13 protein-coding genes and 2 tRNA genes are annotated in these 19,746 nt (G+C 63.9%); 8 read left to right on the plus strand and 7 right to left on the minus strand.

Going from position 1 to position 19,746, the window contains the following annotated elements:
• Positions 1-38: 38 nt before the first annotated feature.
• Positions 39-1,148, minus strand: a complete 1,110-nt coding sequence (locus SR882_RS06795; RefSeq protein ID WP_322520503.1) for an FAD-binding protein — start codon at positions 1,146-1,148, stop codon at positions 39-41.
• Positions 1,145-2,113: a glycosyltransferase family 9 protein gene (locus SR882_RS06800; RefSeq protein WP_322520504.1), complete on the minus strand. Its 969-nt coding sequence runs from the start codon at positions 2,111-2,113 to the stop codon at positions 1,145-1,147. Before SR882_RS06800 ends, SR882_RS06795 begins: the two co-directional genes overlap by 4 nt.
• A 188-nt stretch (positions 2,114-2,301) precedes the next feature.
• Here SR882_RS06800 and metG point away from each other — a divergent pair, with 188 nt between their 5' ends.
• From metG to SR882_RS06815, 3 genes are all read left to right on the plus strand, one after another.
• On the plus strand, positions 2,302-4,356 hold the full coding sequence (gene metG / locus SR882_RS06805; RefSeq protein ID WP_322520505.1) for a methionine--tRNA ligase: 2,055 nt from the start codon (positions 2,302-2,304) through the stop codon (positions 4,354-4,356).
• A gap of 44 nt (positions 4,357-4,400) precedes the next feature.
• Positions 4,401-4,477: transfer RNA gene (locus SR882_RS06810), tRNA-Met, on the plus strand.
• Positions 4,478-4,636: 159 nt separating this feature from the next.
• A tRNA-Met gene (locus SR882_RS06815) sits at positions 4,637-4,713 on the plus strand.
• A 51-nt stretch (positions 4,714-4,764) separates the two neighbouring features.
• Here SR882_RS06815 and SR882_RS06820 read toward each other — a convergent pair.
• Both SR882_RS06820 and SR882_RS06825 read right to left on the minus strand, forming a co-directional pair.
• A complete protein-coding gene (locus SR882_RS06820) occupies positions 4,765-7,908 on the minus strand; it encodes an efflux RND transporter permease subunit (RefSeq protein ID WP_322520506.1) in 3,144 nt (1,047 codons plus the stop codon).
• On the minus strand, positions 7,908-8,963 hold the full coding sequence (locus SR882_RS06825; RefSeq protein WP_322520507.1) for an efflux RND transporter periplasmic adaptor subunit: 1,056 nt from the start codon (positions 8,961-8,963) through the stop codon (positions 7,908-7,910). Before SR882_RS06825 ends, SR882_RS06820 begins: the two co-directional genes overlap by 1 nt.
• A 239-nt stretch (positions 8,964-9,202) precedes the next feature.
• Here SR882_RS06825 and prlC point away from each other — a divergent pair, with 239 nt between their 5' ends.
• The 5 genes from prlC (at position 9,203) to SR882_RS06850 (ending at position 15,477) form a co-directional block, all read left to right on the plus strand.
• Positions 9,203-11,263 (plus strand): oligopeptidase A, encoded by a 2,061-nt coding sequence (gene prlC, locus SR882_RS06830; RefSeq protein WP_322520508.1) that lies wholly within the window; start codon positions 9,203-9,205, stop codon positions 11,261-11,263.
• Positions 11,260-12,336: an AI-2E family transporter gene (locus SR882_RS06835; RefSeq protein WP_322520509.1), complete on the plus strand. Its 1,077-nt coding sequence runs from the start codon at positions 11,260-11,262 to the stop codon at positions 12,334-12,336. Before prlC ends, SR882_RS06835 begins: the two co-directional genes overlap by 4 nt.
• Complete coding sequence (gene trmB / locus SR882_RS06840; RefSeq protein WP_322520510.1) at positions 12,329-13,036, plus strand: tRNA (guanine(46)-N(7))-methyltransferase TrmB; 708 nt, start codon at positions 12,329-12,331, stop codon at positions 13,034-13,036. Before SR882_RS06835 ends, trmB begins: the two co-directional genes overlap by 8 nt.
• 302 nt (positions 13,037-13,338) lie before the next feature.
• A complete protein-coding gene (locus SR882_RS06845) occupies positions 13,339-13,755 on the plus strand; it encodes a universal stress protein (RefSeq protein ID WP_322520511.1) in 417 nt (138 codons plus the stop codon).
• Between the two features lie 57 nt (positions 13,756-13,812).
• Positions 13,813-15,477: a BCCT family transporter gene (locus SR882_RS06850; RefSeq protein WP_322520512.1), complete on the plus strand. Its 1,665-nt coding sequence runs from the start codon at positions 13,813-13,815 to the stop codon at positions 15,475-15,477.
• A gap of 128 nt (positions 15,478-15,605) precedes the next feature.
• Here the strand turns inward: SR882_RS06850 and SR882_RS06855 are convergent, their stop codons facing one another.
• The 3 genes from SR882_RS06855 to SR882_RS06865 form a co-directional block, all read right to left on the minus strand.
• Positions 15,606-16,319 carry a 3'-5' exonuclease gene (locus tag SR882_RS06855; RefSeq protein WP_322520513.1) on the minus strand — a complete coding sequence of 238 codons (714 nt, stop codon included), beginning with the start codon at positions 16,317-16,319 and terminating at the stop codon, positions 15,606-15,608.
• A gap of 8 nt (positions 16,320-16,327) precedes the next feature.
• Positions 16,328-18,226, minus strand: a complete 1,899-nt coding sequence (locus SR882_RS06860; RefSeq protein ID WP_322520514.1) for a DUF294 nucleotidyltransferase-like domain-containing protein — start codon at positions 18,224-18,226, stop codon at positions 16,328-16,330.
• A gap of 124 nt (positions 18,227-18,350) precedes the next feature.
• A complete protein-coding gene (locus SR882_RS06865) occupies positions 18,351-19,655 on the minus strand; it encodes a porin (RefSeq protein WP_322520515.1) in 1,305 nt (434 codons plus the stop codon).
• Positions 19,656-19,746: the final 91 nt, after the last annotated feature.

Genomic DNA, 19,746 nt, shown 5'->3' on the forward strand with positions numbered 1-19,746 from the left:
TAATGGCGCAATGTTTGATAGAAGAAAACTATCACTCCTTACGACACGCTAACGCACTCCGGCTCAACCACCAGGCGAATACCGGTCACGTCTTCCACCCGATCGCGCACCGACTCGGCAAAGCGGAGGAATTCCGCGCCGGTCGCGCCGCCGTGATGCTCGATCACCAGGGCATGGCGTAATGACACCGCAACCGCCCCCTCGCGATGCCCCTTCAGTCCCGCCGCCTCGATCAGCCAGCCGGCGGGGATCTTCACCCCACCGGGAACATCGAACCGGGGCATGTCCGGCCAACGTCCCGACAGGCGATCGGCCACCTCGACGGTCACGATCGGATTGTGAAAGAAACTCCCGGCGCTACCGGGCCAGCCACGGCGCCAGTCGGGCAGCTTGGTACGGCGAACCGAGGTGATCAGTGCCGCATACTCCGACGGTGACATGGTCGAGCGCGCCCGACCGCTCTGCGCACTCCAGTCGCGCACGGCCTCGTCCACCCCCGGATAGGCGACCGGCGGCCAGTCAGCCGGTGGCGTTGTCGACAGAGACAGCCCCACCCGCAGGATCAGCCAGCGTCCCGGCTCGCGCTTGAAGCGACTGTGGCGATAGGAAAAATCACAGGCATCACGCGCAAATCGCTCGACGCGCCGTTCCCGGCGGTCCCAGGCCTCGACCCAACGCGTGCGCTCGGCGATTTCCGTTCCGTAGGCCCCGACGTTCTGCATGGGGGCCGCGCCGACCGTGCCGGGGATCTCGGCAAGTGCCTCCAGACCGAACCAGCCGCTCTCGGCCGTGGCGCGCACGAGGGCATCCAGCCCCATGCCCGCCTCCACGGACAAGTCGATCGTGTCCGCATCCGTGGGCTCGATTGACCAGCCGCACGCGGCGATCATCACGGTCTGGGAAATTCGGGGCGTGGCGAAGACGACGTTCGAGCCGCCCGCGGCGACCCGGGTGGCGCGATCGGCGAGCCAGTCCGCGACCACGGGCGTGGTCAAGGTACGCTCGGAGACGTCATTGAGGACCAGCATGCGCTCGCCCCAGGCCGGCAAGCGCAGCGTATTCGGCAAGGGGGCGTCTTCGACCCACTCAAAGGCCGGCCGTTTGGCGGTATCTGTCACCTGCTGCGTCCCCACGCTGGTCGATTTCATGACCGCTCGGGAGTGACCTCGACGCCTTCCGGGCTGGCGGGTGGTTCTTCCGGCAGTTCGATCGGCGCCTTGCCCTGGGTGATGACCTGGATGATCGATTCCACCACGATCTCCGCCTGGTTCATCGGCGGGTGATCGACATTGATCAGTTTCTGCCGCGAGCGGCGCGTGGTGATCACGCCCTCGTGCTTGGCCTCGCCATCACGACAGACGCACACCCCGGGAATGCCGAGGGCGGCCGCGAGCCAGCCGCAACGGTTGTTCCCGACCAGCACGTAACGGCTCTGCGTCAGCCGGCGTTGCCATTCCTCCATGTCGGCGGGAGGATGGGCCGAGACATCATCCAGGCTCACCCCGGTTTCGCCGAGACGGCGTCGGATCAACTCGATGCCCGCTGCGTCGAACGGCAGAGCACGGGTGTCGACCAACAGGTCCGTGACCACCGGCTCGGCCTCGATCGACAGCCCGTAATCCGGGTTGAGATCGTGCAGCGAATACTCCAGTACCGCCGCGAACAGCACGCGCACGGCCTGCACCCGATGCAGGTCGTCCGGCACCGGGTATTGCGAATCGTAGGGTTGCCGCCTCGGCAGGCGACCCTTGGTGGGCCGGGCGATACCCACCGAGGTGGCGGGGACCCGCTTTGCCATCGCCAGGGTCTCGGGGCGACCGAACGGGTCGATCACGTACTCGACCTGTTCCAATTGCGGGTGCGCACGCAAGGCCTCTTTCCATGCCCGACCCGCGCGCCAGCCGGCCGGCGTCCAGCGCGAGGCGAGCAGCGTCGTACCGTCGAACACCAGGACCTCGTCCACGTCGGGGTGACGGCGGAACCAGCCGGCCGCCTCGGGGCCGGTGATCACACTGAATTTCAGTCCCGGCCGGGCGCGGACCGCATCGGTCAGGGCGGGGAAGGTGGGGATGACCTCGTCCGGGAGGTCAGGGGCGACAATCGCAATACGCATGCACTCAGGCGTCCTGACGAAAATGGGCGGGTTTTCGGTGACACGGCACCGGAATCTGGCAACGTCGCTGCATGCTAAACTGCCGCGCCCTGAATAACCAATCGCCACCAATGCCGCCGCCGGGGCGCGCCCTTCGAGGCTGCCGCCTACCGGTCCGACAACCCCAACTATCAAGACAGCGCTCTCGCATGGACAAACAACGCCGGATTCTCGTTACCTCTGCCCTGCCCTATGCCAACGGTCCCTTGCACCTCGGTCACATCATCGAGACGATCCAAACCGACATCTGGGTGCGGGCGCAGAAGCTCTTCGGCAACGAGTGCCGCTACGTCTGTGCCGACGACACCCACGGCACACCGATCATGCTGCGCGCCAAGCAGGAGGGCATGACGCCCGAGGAGCTGATCGCCAAGATCCATCAGCTCCACGAGGCCGACTTCCAGGGCTTCGGCATCGGTTTCGATAACTTCGGCTCCACGCACACCGACGACAACCGCCGCATGGCCGAGGAGATCTTCGGCAAGCTCGACGCGGCCGGGCTGATCAGTCGCAAGACCATCAAGCAGGCCTTCGACGAGATCGAACAGATGTTCCTGCCGGACCGCTTCATCAAGGGCACCTGTCCCAAGTGCGGTGCCGACGACCAGTACGGTGACAACTGCGAGGCCTGCGGCGCGACCTATTCGCCCACCGAGCTCAAGCACCCGAAGTCGGTACTCTCTGGAACCACCCCGGTCGAGCGTGACTCCGAGCACTACTTCTTCGACCTGCCCAAGATCGGCGACCGCCTCAAGACCTGGCTCGACCAGGCCGAGGTCCAGCCGTCGATCAAGGCCAAGCTCAACGAGTGGTTCGAATCCGGCCTGCAGTCGTGGGACATCTCGCGCGATGCGCCCTACTTCGGTTTCGAGATCCCGGGCGCCCCGGGCAAGTTCTTCTACGTCTGGCTGGATGCGCCGATCGGCTACATCGGTTCGTTCATCGAGCTGGCGCGTCGCGAAGGGCTCTCGTTTGACGAATTCTGGAGCAAGGATGCCGACACCGAGCTGGTGCACTTTATCGGCAAGGACATCGCCTACTTCCACACCCTGTTCTGGCCCGCGACCCTGATGGGCTCCGGCATGCGTACGCCGAATGCCATCCACGCCCACGGCTTTCTCACCCTCAACGGCGAGAAGATGAGCAAGTCGCGCGGGACCTTCATCAAGGCCAAGACCTACCTCGAACATCTCGACCCCGAGGCGCTGCGCTACTACTTCGCCGCCAAGCTCGGTTCGGGCATCGACGACATCGACCTCAACCTCGAGGACTTCCGTTATCGCGTCAACGCGGATCTGGTCGGCAAGGTGGTCAATATCGCCAGTCGCTGCGCGGGCTTCATCAAGAAGCACTTCGACGGTCGGTTGGCCGCCCAACTCGAACGCCCCGAACTCCATCGCGAGATGACGGATGCGTCCGCCGGCATCGCCCAGCGCTACGAGCGCCGCGAATACAGCGCAGCGATGCGCGAGATCATGGCGCTGGCCGACCGGGCCAACCAGTACATCGACGAGCGCAAGCCGTGGGTACTGGCCAAGGACGAGGCCACCCGCGACGAGGTCCAGGCGATCTGCACGGATGGGATCAACGCCTTCGCCGTGCTGATGACCTACCTCTCGCCGGTGTTGCCCACGCTTGCCGCCAAGGCGGCCGAGTTCCTCAACATCGAGTCGCTGACCTGGCAGGGGTTGGATCAACCGCTGCTTGACCACCCGGTCAACAAGTTCAAGCCGATGATGCAACGCGTCGAGGAATCGTCCCTGGAGGCACTGCTCGAGGCGGCCAAGCAGGACGCGGCCGAGGAAGCCAAGACCAAGGCCGGGGCCGACAAGAACAAGCCCGCCGCCGAAAAGCGCGAGATCGCACCGATCGCGGAAACCATCGACATCGACCAGTTCGCCGCCGTCGACCTGCGCATCGCCAAGATCCTCGAGGCCGATCATGTCGAGGGCGCGGACAAGTTGCTGCGTCTATCGCTGGATATCGGCGAGGAAAAGCCCCGCCAGGTGTTCGCGGGCATCAAGGCCGCGTATGACCCGGCCACCCTCGTGGGGCGTCACACCGTCATGGTCGCCAATCTGGCCCCGCGCAAGATGAAGTTCGGCCTTTCCGAAGGCATGGTGCTGGCGGCGGGTTCCGGTGGCTCGGACCTGCATATCCTCTCGCCCGACGACGGTGCGACGCCGGGCACGCGGGTGAAGTAGCAACGGTTGTGTGACCCGGGGCCGGATTTGTGTATAATGCGTCTCGCGGGATGGAGCAGTCCGGTAGCTCGTCGGGCTCATAACCCGAAGGTCGCAGGTTCGAATCCTGCTCCCGCAACCAAATTCGAAAAAGCCCCGGGGCCTCGCCTCGGGGCTTTTTGCTGGGCGGCGGTCGTTGCCTGGCTCCCCGGTATCGATTGTCAGAGACGGATTTTGTCGACACCGTCCAATCATCCCTTGACAGCCCAACGCCGCTGCGTACAATGCGCGCCATACCAGACGCGGGATGGAGCAGTCCGGTAGCTCGTCGGGCTCATAACCCGAAGGTCGCAGGTTCGAATCCTGCTCCCGCAACCAGACAGGAAAAGCCCCGAGGCATTGCCCTCGGGGCTTTTTGTTTGTGCCGTCTCAGGCCGTCGGCGAGCGCCGCCGCTGGGCGATCCCGAGCACGCTCGCTGTCAGGGCCGGCAAAAAGGTCAGGGTGACGATGGTCGCGCCCAGCAGCCCGAACATCACGATCGCCCCGACCCCGCGATAAAGCTCGGTGCCCTCGCCCGGGATCAGCACCAGCGGCGAGAGCCCGCTGATGGTGGTCAGCGTGGTCATCACGATGGGCCGCAGCCGCACCGCGACGGCATCCATCACCGCCTCGACCGCGTCACGTCCCTCGGCGAAACTGCGCCGGGCCTGTTCGACCAGCAGGATCGGATTGTTGACCACCGTGCCCATCAGGATCAGAAAGCCGAGCATGGTGATCATGTCGAACGGTTGGCTGATCGCCTTCAGACCGATGACGGGCAGCAAGCCACCCACCAGGTTCATCAACGCCAGCCCGGCAATGCCCCCGGCGATGCCGAGGGGAATCGCGGTCATGATCAGCAACGGGTAGCGCCAGTGGGTGAAGATGGCGACCAGGAGCAGGTAGATGATCGCCAAGGCGATCACGAAATTGCCGGAGAGCGCCTTCCGGGTCGCGTTTAGCTGGTCTGACGCACCCGAGATGGACAGGCTGACACCGGCAGGAATCTCGCCCGCGGCGCGCATCTCGCCAACCAACGCCTCGCGCACCCGCTCGACCCCCGCCTCCAGGGCGACGGAATCCGGCGGGATGATGTCGAGTGTCACCATCCGTTTGCCATCGACCCGACGCACGATGCTGGTATCGACGCGGGTCTCGATGCGCGCCACCGATGACAGCGGCAGGCTGGCGCCCTGCGGGCTTTTCAGCAGGATCTCGTCGAGTCGTGCCAGACGCGGATCGCGTCCGCCCGCCCCGTAGAGGTAGATATCGATCTTGTCGTCGTCGAGAAAGAAATCATCCACGTAGGCCCCTTCCGTCAGGGCCGAGACGGAAAACCCGATCGCCTCCATGCTCAAACCCAGTTCGGCGGCCCGGTCCCAGTCCGGGCGGATCTCGACCAATGGCTGGGCGAGTTCAAGTGTCGACGGGCGTGTCTGGATACGGGGGTTGTCGAAGATCACCTCGGCCCGTTCATAGGCACGATTCGCCACTTGATAAATATCCGCCAGATCGGCCCCGGCGATGTCGAGCGAGATGCTGCGCGTACCCCCGTCGTTGCTGGAAATGATCGAGCCCTTGGCCGCAAACGCCCGCATCCCCGGATACTGCTCGTAGAACCGGGTGATCTCGTTCATCAGCGCGTCGATATGGTCGGGGTCGATCGTCTCGGAGATCACCCGGATCTGGGTGGGCTGGACCTGCATGACCAGGTTGCGCAGCGGCGGCACGGGGGTGTCGCCACGCTCGAAGGCCCCCGGGTCGGCGTCGACCGCCGGCAGAAGATGGGCCTCGACCTCCTCGGCGATGCGCGCCATCTCGTCGAGGTTGTAGCCCGGCGGCGCGTTCATCACCGCGAAGGTCTTGGGCTCTTCCCCCTCCGGCAGGTATTCGGCGGGCGGGGTGAGAAACGCGACAATCGACACGCTCAGCGCCAGCACCACGGCCATGGTGACCCCGCGCCGCAGCCGTGACCCGATCATGCCGCGCACCGCGGCTTGGATGGCCCTGCCCCATGCCGGGGTTCCGCCCCCCTCCTGGCCCGAGCGACCGAAATCCAGGCGCGCGCTGAGGGTCGGAATCAGCATCACCGCCACCAGCATCGAGGCCATGATCGCCGCGGCGATCGCGATGGCCACATCCGAGTACAACTGGCCCGCCTCTTCCTGGATGAAGAGAATCGGCAGAAACACCAGGACCGTGGTCGCCGTCGAGGCCAGCACCGCCGGCCAGACCTCACGTACGCCCTCGACGGCGGATTCCAGCCGGGCCATGCCCCGGCGACGCAATCGTTCGATGTTCTCCAGCACCACGATGCTGTTGTCCACGGTCATGCCGATGGCAAAGGCCACTCCGGCGAGCGAGATCACGTTGATGGTCCGCCCCGTGACCAGCAGCCCCAGAAACGCGGCGATCGCGCACAACGGGATGCCGATGACACCGACCAGGGTCGCGCGGGTCGAGCGCAGGAACAGGAACAGGACCAGGGTCGCAAACGCCGCCCCGAGACCCATGTTCACCCAGACGTTCTGAATCGAGGCCTCGACGTAGCGCGCATCGTCGGTGTTGAGCTCCAGGATCATCCCGGCCGGCTCGAGCACCTCCTGGTTGATGCGCTCGACCTCGCCGATCATGGCGTACTTGATGTCGATGACATTCGAGCCACTCTCGCGACGCACCTGCAGACCGATCACCTTCTGGCCGTTGGTGAAGGCAAGCGCCCGCTGACGCGACCCACCCTGCTCGACCTCCGCCACGTCGCCCAGCCGGATCACGGCATCGCCCCGCCGGGTGATCACCAGTTGCTCGAGCTCCTCGGCGCTGGCGAAACGGCCCACGGTGCGCAGCAGATACCGTCGTTTGCCCGCATCCACCTCCCCGCCCGAGATGTCCTGGTTGCGCGCGCGAATGGCATCACGCAGATCGATCAGGGTCAGTCCGCGGCGCGCCAGCTGGCGTTCGTCGACGTGGATCTGCATCTGCCGTTCGGCGCCGCCGCGCATGGTGACCTCCGAGACCCCGGGCACACTTTCCATGCGCGGGCGGACCTCGTCGTAGACGAAATCGCGCATCAGATCGATGTCCAGACCACGCGGGTTGTCCGGCAGCGTCGCGACCCGGAAGTACATGAAGGCATTGGAGGAAAACGAGGTGGCCGCGATGCGCGGTTCGTCGACATTGCGCGGGTAATCGGGCACCTGGCTCAGCGCATTGTTGACCTCGATCAGCGCCTCGGTGATATCGGTGCCGAAGGGAAACTCGAGCTCGATCTCCGCCGCATCGCTGGTGGCGGTGGCGTTGAGCTCCGCCAACCCGGGGATATTGCGCAGGTAACGTTCCTGCTCGATCAGGATGTCCTTCTCGATGTCCTGGGGCGTGGCACCGGGCCAGCGGGTCTCGACGGTGATGGTGCGCACATCGAGATCCGGGATCATCTGCACCGGTATGCGCCATGCGGCGACCGCCCCGAGGATGGCAATGATCAGGGTGATGACGGTGACCAGCGTGCCGTGACGGACAACCGCAGCGAACATCAGTTGCCCCCCGCCTCGGCATCGTCGTCACCCACACGCACCGCCATGCCCACCTCCAGCGCCTCGTTGCCGCGCACGACCACCTGGGCACCCGGATCGAGACCCGCCGTGACCACCACGCGGTCATCAAATCCCGGCGCCAGTTCGACCTGGCGCTCGGCCACGGTCTGCCCGGCACCGTCGTCGAGCACCCACACCGTCGTGCGCCCATCCGGATAACGCTGCACGGCATCACGCGCGACGGTCAGGCCTTCACGCCCCGTCGGCAATCGCAAGCGCCCTTCCACCGCCATCCCGGGCAGCAACGCCTTGCCCTCGGTCACCTGTCCCCGCAGCAAAAAGGTCCTCGAGGTCGGATCGGTCACCGGCACCACGGTGGCAATCTCGGCAGACTGCCAGTCCATGGACGAGCCATCGACGCGATAGTCGAGCTCGGCGCCCTCGCCCAGCAACGGGTAATACCGCTGAGGGACGGGATAATCGAGGCGCAGCGCCTCCCGATCGACCAGGTTGACCAATGCCTCGCCCGGGGCGACCCATTCACCCCGTTCTGCGTGCCGTTCGGTGACCACGCCGTCAAACGGGGCCAGCAGCCGGTGACGATCCAGCCGTGCCCGCCCGCTGTCGAGATTGGCGGTGAGCCGCGCCACGCGCGCCTCCGCCTGCCGGACCGTGCTGGCCCGGGCCTGAACCTCTGTTTCCGGGATATTGCGACCGGCCCCGACCGATCGGGCCTCATCGAGACGACGAGCCGCTTCCCGACGTGCCGCGACCGCCTCGCGCCGTTCGGCCTCGAGGCTGCTCACCGACAATCGCTCGAGTTCGTCATCCAGTTCGAACAGTGGCGTGCCGGCTGCGACCCGATCGCCGGTTTCCACCAGCACGGCCTCGACCAGGCCGGCAATTTCCACCGACAACGCGGCCGAGTGCAGGCTGCTCACCGTGCCGTCAAGTGGTACCACCGCGATGATCTCGCTCGGCGTGGCCGTTTCGGTCACCACGCGGGGCCCCTCGGCCGCCCCGGCGGGGACAGACAGGAAAAGGGCCCCCGCCATCGCCCAACCAAGGGCATGATCAACGGCACGGGGCAAACGAGTGCAAGGATTCATTTCGCTAGCGGGTCCAATGTGGGAACAGAGTTGTTTCCGCCTTCAATGGAGGCGGACGGCATGGATTCACGCAAACGCATTCAGCGTAGTCGCATACCCCACCACATGCCACGCAGCGGCCGGCCGAACAGGCAAAAATGCTAATCTGAGCGACCAATCGCTCAACCATTCGTCGAGAGTCACGCATGTCCAATCCCTTGCTGGATACCCCGGATCTTCCCGCCTTTGATCGCATCCTGCCGGAGCATGTCGAGCCGGCCATCGACCGCATTCTCAGCGAGAACCGGGCCGCCATTGCCGAGCGCCTGGACCAGGGCGCGCCGTTCAGCTGGGAGAACTTCGCCGCCCCGATGGAGGCGCTGGAAGACCGGATCGACCGTGCCTGGTCTCCCGTCAGCCACCTCAATGCGGTCGTCAACACCCCGGAGCTCCGCGCCGCCTACGAGGCCTGCCTGCCCAAGTTGTCCGACTACTCGACCGATCTTGGCCAGAACGAGGCGCTGTTCGCGGCCTACCGCGAGGTCAGCGAGCGAGCCGACTTCGAGACGCTTTCGGTTGCCCAGCGCCGCGTGGTGGAAAACGCGATCCGCGATTTCCGGCTCGCCGGCGTCGATCTCGAGCCGGCCGACAAGGCACGGTTCAAGGCGCTCAAGAGCGAGCTGTCCCAACTGAGCACGCGCTTTGCGAACAACCTCCTGGACGCCACGAATGCCTGGTCGCTGAACATCGCGGACGAGACACGCCTGGCCGGATTGCCGGCATCATCGCGTGCCCTGTTCCGCGAGGCAGCCGAGCGCGCCGAGGGCACCGGTTGGCGCATCACGCTCGACATGCCGAGCTTCATCGCCGTCATGACCCATGCCGAGGACCGCGACCTGCGCGAGACGCTCTACGAGGCATTCGTCACGCGCGCCTCCGATGTCGGCCCGCATGCCGGTCAATGGGACAACGGGCCGGTCATGGATCGCATCCTCGCCATCCGCCACGAACTGGCGCAGTTGCTCGGTTTCGACAATTACGCCCAGCGTTCGCTGGAAACCAAGATGGCCACCAACCCGACCGAGGTGCTCGAATTCCTGCAGGAGTTGGCCCAACAGGCCGTCCCCAAGGCTCGCCAGGAACTGGCCGACCTGCAGGCATTCGCCCGGCAAATCGATGGCCCCGAGACCTTGAAGCCCTGGGACCTGGCCTTCTTCGGGGAGAAGCTGCGCGAGGCCCGTTTCGCGATCTCCCAGGAGCAATTGAAGCCCTATTTCCCCGCCGATCGGGTGGTCGAAGGGCTGTTTACCGTGGTCGGGCGTCTTTTCGGCATCCGGGTGCGCGAACGCGACGACGTGCCCACCTGGCACCCCGATGTGCGTTTCTTTGCGATCGAGGACCACGATGGCAACCCGAGGGGCCGCTTCTACCTCGACCTCTACGCCCGGGCGCACAAGCGGGGTGGCGCCTGGATGGCCGGGGCGATCCAGCGGCGCCGGCTACCCGACGGGAGCATCCAGCAGCCGGCTGCCTTCCTTACCTGCAATTTCACTCCGCCGGTGGGCGATGATCCCGCGCTGCTGACCCACGACGAGGTCACCACACTGTTCCACGAGTTCGGCCATGGCTTGCATCACCTGCTGACCCAGGTGGACGCCGCCAGCGTATCGGGGATCAGCGGGGTCGCCTGGGATGCGGTGGAGCTGCCCAGCCAGTTCCTAGAGAACTGGTGCTGGGAGCGCGAGGCGCTCGACCTGTTCGCCCACCACTACCAAACCGGTGAGCCGCTGCCGGCCGAGTTGTTCGATCGCCTGCGTGCCGCGCGCCAGTTCCAGGCCGGCATGCAGATGGTCCGCCAACTGGAGTTCTCGCTGTTCGACCTGCTGCTGCACCAGGACTTCGACCCGGCCACGGGGGCCCGTATCCAGGAAACGCTCGATCAGGTACGCCAGTCGGTGGCCGTGATCCAGCCGCCGGCCTACAACCGCTTCCAGCACGGATTCGCGCATATCTTTGCCGGTGGCTACGCGGCCGGTTACTACAGTTACAAGTGGGCCGAGGTCCTCTCCGCGGATGCCTGGTCACGCTTCGAGGAAGACGGGGTGTTCAACGAGCGCGCCGGATCGGATTTCCTCGTCCATATCCTCGAACGCGGCGGCAGTGAAGACCCGATGGCCCTGTTCAAGGCCTTCCGCGGCCGGGAGCCGAGCATCGAACCGTTGCTCAAACAACACGGGATCGCCACCTCCGAGGGGGCGACACGATGACGCCGGATGCCTGCCAAACGTACAAGCCGAGCGCCCTGACCTGGCTTGTCGGGGCGGCGGCCGTGTTCATCCTGCTCGCCGGGCTCAAGACCGTCAGCCACATCGTGACCCCGTTCCTGTTGGCGGCCTTTCTCGCGATTATCAGCGCGCCGCCGATGGCCTGGATGCAGCGTCGTGGTGTCCCGGGTCTGGTAGCGATCCTGTTCCTGTTCTCGCTGGTGGGCATCGCCTTTTTCCTGCTCTTCCTCGCGCTGCAGGGAGCGGCCGAGAGTCTGGCAACGCAGGCACCCGCGTACCAGGCCAAGCTCGTCGGCTGGCTCGAGCAGATCCGCACGATGCTCGCCGAACGCGGTGCACCGCCCGAACTACTGCCGGCGCAGATCCCATTGCCGGCGACCAGCACCATCACCGGCACGGCCACGGGTATCGCGACTGGCCTGGGCCAGTTCACGGCCAGTACCCTGCTCGTCCTGCTGGCCTTCATGTTCCTGCTGCTGGAGGAACGCACCCTGGCGGACAAGCTTGCCGCGGCATTTCCGGGTCGCCGCCGGGCGCGCGTGCGTACTCGGCGTTTCCTGCGCTCGGTCTACCGTTACCTGCTGATCAAGACCGGCGCCAGTGTGCTCACCGGGCTGCTGGTGGGGGCAGGCTTGAGTTGGCTGGGTATCGATTTCGCCATTCTCTGGGGCATCCTTGCCGGGCTGCTCAACTTCATTCCCACGATCGGCTCGTTCATCGCCGCGATACCCGCCCTGCTGGTCACGGTAGTCAGCGGGTCACCGCTGGATATCCTGCTGGTCGGTACGTTGTACCTGGTGGTAAACATCAGTATCGGCAGCATCCTCGAGCCACGACTGCTCGGCCGCACCCTGGGCCTGTCACCGGTCATCGTGCTGATTTCGCTGCTGGTCTGGGGTTGGGTGTTCGGGCCAATCGGGATGCTCCTGGCCGTACCCCTGACCATGATCGCCAAGCTCGCCCTGGATTCCAGCCCGCAAACCCGTTGGGCAGGCATCCTGTTGAGTGACCGCGTTCGTCGCCAACCCCTTGCCGCGACCCGCCCCGATGACTGAGCCGGATGAGGCGACGCCCACTCAGGCCGACAGCGCCTTCGACACATCGGGAAGCCCGTCGCGGCCGGTGACCTCGAGCCAGACGGCACCGCACGAGGACCTTGAGCGACAATTGCGACGCCACGCGCGACGCCCCTTCGCCAAACCGATTGCCGCCTACAACCGCGAGGCATTCGATCGGGTGGCCACCCAGCTGGCATCAACCGAGCGCCCCCTGATCCTGGATTCGGGCTGCGGCACGGGCGACAGCAGTCGACTGCTCGCCTACCGCCATCCGGATCACTGGGTCGTGGGCGTGGACCGATCCGCCGACCGGTTATCACGACAACGCACGGACACCCCGGCAAACTGCCTGCTGGTAAGGGCGGATCTGGTCGATTTCTGGCGGCTGGCCCATGAGCACGGATGGAGGCCCGCCCGGCACTACCTGCTCTATCCCAACCCGGAACCCAAGCCCCGGCATCTCAAGCGGCGGTTTCATGCCCACCCGGTTTTCCCCGCCTTTGTCGCCCTGGGAGGGCGAATCGAGTCGCGCAGCAACTGGCGGATCTATCTGGAGGAGCTGGCGCAGGCCTTGGCGTTCCATGGACGGGCGTGCCACATCGAGTCCGTTCCGGCCGACGAGCCGGCCATGACGCTATTCGAGCGCAAATACCAGGCAAGTGGTCAATCGTTATGGCGATTGATCAGTATCGATTAATAAAGCCTTCCATTACGCACAAATGCCGGCACCTCATCTCCGATGTCATCAGCCACGCAATTTATGCGCAAATCTGCCTTTTCTATAGGCCGGCACGTTTGACAAGGCCGCTACCCTGTCCCGAGGCAGTCTCGACATGGCCCCGAATTCGCAGAGCTGCTGGCCTGTGCCTATACTCGGCCTGTCTTTGTGCCCCGCTGCCAAAAGCGAATCAATTTAATGGCACGGGCCGTCCATAAACGTTTCGTCCATGAAACGGGGCCGCAACCCTATTCATGGGAATTCCAGGAGGAGCCGATCGCATGTTTAACTCGATAATGGTCCCGGTGGATCTCGCGCATCTCGATGCGCTGGAAAAACCATTGACGGTGGCAGCCGACATGGCCCGTCACTACAACGCCCAGCTTTGTTACGTGGGCGTCACCACCTCTCAGCCGAGTTCCGTTGCCAGGACGCCCGAGGAGTACGAGCAGAAGCTCAAGACGTTCGCCCAGGAACACGCTCCGGATAACGGGCATCAGCCGACCGCTCGTGTCTACAACAGCCACGATCCGGTGACCGATCTCGACGACATCCTGCTCAAGGCGATTGACGACGTGGGCGCCGATCTTGTGGTGATGGGCACGCACCTGCCGCATCACATCGACGCGATCATGCCGGCCAATGGCAGCAAGGTCGCCGCGCACTCGGACGTCTCGGTCTTTCTCGTTCGGCCCTGATCACCGAACGACCGAAACGAACGAACTGGTCAACCTGAAATCGACGGAGAGACACACGTGGACAACAAACCCGACAATTCCCCGGACACCCATGAAGAGTCCGTCGGCGTTCCGGCGCCGGAAGGGGCCGCCAACCTGATCGATACCGATTACAAGATCGGCCAGGACAACTACCAGGCAAGCCCGATGGGCGTGAACATCGACCTCCACGGTGCGGTGTTCAGCTTCTCATCCCTGGTGGTTCTGGCCTTCGTGATCCTGACCCTCGCGCTGCCCGATCAGGCAGCCTCCTGGTTTGACGGCGCCAAGAACTGGATCAACGCGAACATGAGCTGGTTCCTGATCGGCGCGGCCAACGTGTTCGTGATCCTGTGCCTGGCGCTCATCGTCTCCCCGCTCGGCAAAGTCCGTATCGGCGGGGCCAAGGCCAAACCGGACTTCAGCTACCTGGGCTGGTTCTCGATGCTGTTCGCCGCCGGCATGGGCGTCGGCCTGATGTTCTACGGCGTTTCCGAACCCATGTCGCACTACGGCACGGCCCTGGGCGGCATCAGCATGGGCGAGGATGGCGCTCGGACCGACTGGGCCCCGCTCGGCGCGGCCGCCGACAATCCCGCCGCTGCCTATAGCCTTGGCATGGCCGCCACCATCTTCCACTGGGGTCTGCACCCCTGGGCGATCTACGCGATCGTGGCACTGTCGCTGGCCATCTTTGCCTACAACAAGGGCCTGCCGCTGACGGTCCGCTCGATGTTCTACCCGCTCCTGGGTGAGCGCATCTGGGGCTGGCCGGGGCATCTCATCGACATTCTGGCCGTATTCGCGACGCTGTTCGGGCTGGCAACCTCGTTGGGTATCGGTGCCCAGCAGGCAGCCGCCGGGCTGAACCATTTGTTCGACGTGCCGGGAGGAAACACGACGCTGGTGCTGCTGATCTCCGCGATCACCGCGGTAGCGATCGTTTCCATCGTGCTGGGTGTCGACAAGGGCGTTAAGCGCCTGTCGGAGATGAACATGGTGCTGGCGTTCCTGTTGCTGATGTTCGTGATCTTCGTCGGCCCGACGCTCTTGATCGCGACCGGCTTCTTCAAGAACCTCGGCTCCTACTTCGTCGAACTGCCGTTCCTGTCCAACCCGTTCGGGCGCGAGGACGCAAACTTCAGCCAGGGCTGGACCACGTTCTACTGGGCCTGGTGGATCAGCTGGTCGCCGTTCGTCGGCATGTTCATCGCACGGGTTTCCCGTGGCCGCTCGGTGCGTGAATTCCTCACCGCCGTGCTGCTGGTACCGTCCACTGTGTCCGTACTCTGGATGACGGCGTTCGGCACCACGGCCATCGAGCAGATGAAGAACGGCTTTGAAGGGGCCACGAACGCCGACCTGCCGGTCAAGCTGTTCGAGGTACTGAGCCAGATGCCGCTTGCCGAAATCACCTCGTTCATCGCCATCGTCTTGGTGATTGTGTTCTTCGTGACCTCGTCGGACTCCGGTTCGCTGGTCATCGACACCATCACCGCCGGTGGCAAGATCGATGCGCCGAAGCCGCAGCGTGTGTTCTGGGGCGTGATCGAGGGCGCCATCGCCATCGCCCTGCTCGTGGGTGGCGGTCTCGCAGCGCTTCAATCGGCCGCCGTGGCAGCCGGGCTACCGTTCACGGTGGTTCTGCTGGTGGGTTGTTATGCAATCGTGAAGGGGCTGATGAGCGAACCCCGCGGCAAATAATGAGCTGAGAGGCTCTGATTGACGGTGGGCCTGGACTCACCGTCATCCCATCAGCTCACACAGCAAAGGCGGCCAATCGGCCGCCTTTTTTCGTGGTCAGATGAAAATGCTCTCGGCCTGACCGCGCGTCACTCCCAGAGCTCGCCCACGGGCGTGTCGGGAGAGTAATGCCGGGCAATCTGTGCCTGTAGCAATTCGGCCGTTGCCAGGGCATCCACCTTGGCGTGGTGGGCCGAGTAGGCCGGCAGGCCGTAACGTGTCCGGCTATCCGGCAGCCGGACCGATGTGTGCGATCCCAAAAGCATCCCCTTGAGACGATTCCACCCGCCCTGGCGAACCTGGCGGGCCTCGATGCTCATGGTGTCGATCAACGGAAACAGACAGCGTTCACCACGCCGTGCGACCACGGCCGCATCCAGGAACGGCCGTTCGATTCCACGGAAGTGAACCACGACCACGTTCCCCGCGAGGGCAGCCAGCACCTCGTCGAGCACCTCGTCCAGATCCGGCGCCTGGGCGACCTCGGCATGCGTGATGCGGTGGAACCGGATCGAGGCTTCATCGAGGGGCCGTGGCGGTTTGACCACCCAGTAACGACCGGCCGAGGGACGGATTCGGGCCAGATCAAACGGCACCATGCCGATTGAGATGATGGCATGACGATGGACGTCCATGCCGGTCGTCTCGAAATCCAGCGCGATCAGGGGCACGTCGCGCAACGGGGTATCCGGGGCCGGCACCCCCGCGCCGTAGAACGCGCGCAGGGCCGAATCACGGCTGCGTCCGGCCTGGTCGGCAAAAAACGCCGCCCAAGTCGCTTCATCCGATTGTTGACAGGACATGGCCAGGCTCACCGTGTCGGCATCGGGTAGCGGAAACGCAGGAATTTCTGGGCGTTGCTCAGCACCTGGAAAGCATCCTTGAGGTTGTGGCGCTCGCCATCCGAGACGTTCTCCGGCTCGATGTTGTTGTCCGGGGCGTGGTGGTGCTTGAGGTCATACGCCTGGTGGCGGATACGCACCATGGAGATGAATTCCAACGCGTAGCGGAGCTTGTCCGCCTGCCCTGCCGGCAGCGTGTTCGCCCTGACGATGTCGTCGAGGCGGTCGAACGAGGTCTGCGAGCGCGAACCAACCGCCAGAGCGTGGACCCGGATGACGTCGACCAGTGGCGCGGTGCCACGTCGTTTGAGATTGATGGAGTTGTTGTGCTGACCGTCCTTTTCCATGACGAAAGTGCGAAAGAAGCCCAGCGGCGGCGTGCGATTGAGCGCATTACGCGCCAGGGCGGCCAGAAACAACGGGCTTTGGCTGGCGCGTTGCGCGACCAGATCCTGCAGCTGTTCGACAAAGCGCTCCTCCCCGTGCACGGCCTCGAGATCGAAGAAGATTGAACTGTGCAGCAGTTTTTCGGGATCGGGCTGATCGATCCACCCTTCGAAGTAGCGCCGCCAGACCGAGAGCGGTTGGCGCCATTTCTGATTGGTGCCCATGATCCCGCCGTTGCAATAGGGATAACCGCAGGCATGCAGGCCGTCGCTTACCCGCTTGGCCAGTGCCACGAACCAGGCATCGTGCTGTTCGGGGTCGAAGGAGTCGTCCAGGATCAGCGCGTTGTCCTGGTCCGTCGCGATGGTCTGATCGTTTCGCGCCATCGAGCCATTGACCATGAAGCAATACGGCACCGGCGGCGGGCCCAACTCGGCCTCGGCCAGTTCGATCAACCGTCGGATCAGGCTGCGTCCGATACTGGACATCGCCTGACCGATCATCTGCGAGGTCGCCCCGTCGTCCACCAACCGCACGAAGGCCGCCCGCACATCCGGCATCAACCGGGACAGCCCCTTGACCGACCCCTGGTTGAAGATATTACTGACCAGATACAAGCTGCTGTGCGTCTCGTAACGTACGATATCCGACAGGTGCACCACGCCCACCGGTCGACGGCGGTGCAGTACCGGCAGGTGATGGACGTTGTTGCGCAGCATCGCAAGCATGGCCTCATAGACCGACTCATCCGACTGGATGGTGATCAACCGGTCGTGCTTAATCTCGGTCAGCGGCGTTTCCCCGGATAGCCCGGCCGCCAGTACCCGACCGCGCAGGTCCTGATCCGTCAGGATGCCAGTCAGCCGCCAATGGCCGTGCTCCTCGCCGGCAAAAGCACGCTCGTCATCTGGTTCCGCGCGAGACAACAACAGGATCGACGAGACATGATGCTCGGTCATCAGCCGGGCCGCCTCATGCACCGTGGCGGTTTCCTCGATGTTGACCGGGCTTCGAGTCAGCAGTCGACGCACCCGACTGACCATCAGGTCGTTCTCGCGCTCGTTCTGTTCCACCGTGGACTGCAGGCGCGGACCGGACAGCTCGACGAAATCGGCGAACTGGTCGTCTTCCTCGCACAATTGATCGAACACTTCCGCCGGGATCAGGTAGAGCAGCGTGTCCTCGATGGCGCGCACCGGGAACCGCACCCGGCGATTGTGCAGCAGGCCGGTGTGGCCGAAGATATCGCCCTCGCCGATCCGGTTGTACAACTCGCCGTTGTGCCGATAGACCTCGACCGCGCCACTGCGGATGTAGCGCAGCGTGTCGATCGGTTCGCCGTACTCCTGAATCATGGAGCCGTCACGGTAATAGGCCACGTCCGTGCGGGCGGCGATCTGGTCAAGCCACTTCCGGTCAAGCCGATCGAACGGCGGGTAGTGACGCAAGTGTTCACTGATTTCCTGGACTTCCGCTTCCATCTACTGCCTCTGCCGGTTGGGTACGTGGCATCACAAGCGCACTCCGATGCGCCCCCTGCCCCGAGAGGTTGGCACAAAAAAGGCGGGCTTTCGCCCGCCTTGGTAACACTCAATTTCTCAAACGTCAGAAATAATAGCCGACGTTGATGTTAAACACGGTGTTGCTCTCACCGTCGCCAGTCATGCTACCGCCAACGAACGGCTGGTTGCGGCCGTTGATGATGTCGAAGTACGTGTACAGACCGCCGGCAGACACTGCCATGCCGGTGACGTTCATGTAGGTATCCTCGAAATCGTTGTTCTTGTCATAGATCAGGCTGTAGTCGTTGTAGAACGTCAACGAGGAAACCGGACCCCATTCAACCGGGAGCGTATAGGCCAGGTTGGCCGTAATCGCCTTAGCGGACAGCGGCCCGGTAAACAAGCCCGCGTAGTAGCCGTAGTTCATGAACTGAGCATTCGGATCATCCAGATCGTATTCCCAGTCGGTGTACTGCAGTTGCAGATTCCAGCGCTCGTAGTCCGCCACCAAGTGGGCTGCTGCCGCATAATAGTCGCCGTCTCCGCCGGAGTTTGCTCCATCCAACTGCCCATATTTCAGCGAGGCGCCCGGCTTGAGAGTGAGCTTGTCGCCAACCTTGTAATCATACTCAGCGCGGGCTGCCAACGTATTTACGGTTTGAGAATCTCGAGCCCCGTCCACCGCGTCGATGGCATCAGCATCGTCATAGTCGTAGCCCACAATATTCGCGGAATAGGATTCGAGGCTGGAACCACCACGCTCGTCATTCTTCATCAACGCCAAGTCGAAGCGCCAATCACCCGGCGTGTAGGTGGTGCCCACACCGAAATCGTAGTTGTCCTCCAGGCCTACGTAATAAAGCGAGGAGAAATAGAAGTTGTGGGAGTTGTATGGCAATACGCCGAACGGCACCTGGAAGATACCCGCCCGTGCCATCAAGTCATCGGTGAACTCGTAACCAACCCAGGCGTGGTGAATCACCGACATGTACTCGTACCAACGCCATTCAGCGGACAGGATCACGTCGTTGATCTCGCCGTCGAAGTTCAAACGGAAGGTATCGAACGCCAGGTCGCCGCCACGGTCCTTGCCCGCGCTATCGTTGTCAGCCACGGTGTAGTTGAACCGCACTGCACCACCGACATTGATATCCGGCTTGGCGGCTTCCGCCTTTTCTTCGGCCTTGGCGACCTTCTCGGCCTGCTCCGACTGCGTCTGCTCGATCTGATCGTTGCGCGCGCGCTCTTTCTCCAACTCGCCCTGCAGGTTCTCGACGCGCTGCTTGAGTGCCTCGAGCTCCTGCATGATGCGTTCGGCGCTGGCGTCGCCGGTGGCCGCCATACCGGAAAGCGGCGACGTTCCCAGCGCCACGCCGATGGAGATTGCCAATAACTGCTTCTTCATCATCGATCCCTCTTTCTTCGTTGTTTATCAACGGCTCTGATCGTTTTATTTTGTGGCCGTGGCCACGTTAACACGGGGTGCAAGCCCCTGAATC

Origin of the sequence: Guyparkeria halophila, from assembly GCF_034479635.1 — a bacterium.
Taxonomy (GTDB): domain Bacteria; phylum Pseudomonadota; class Gammaproteobacteria; order Halothiobacillales; family Halothiobacillaceae; genus Guyparkeria; species Guyparkeria halophila.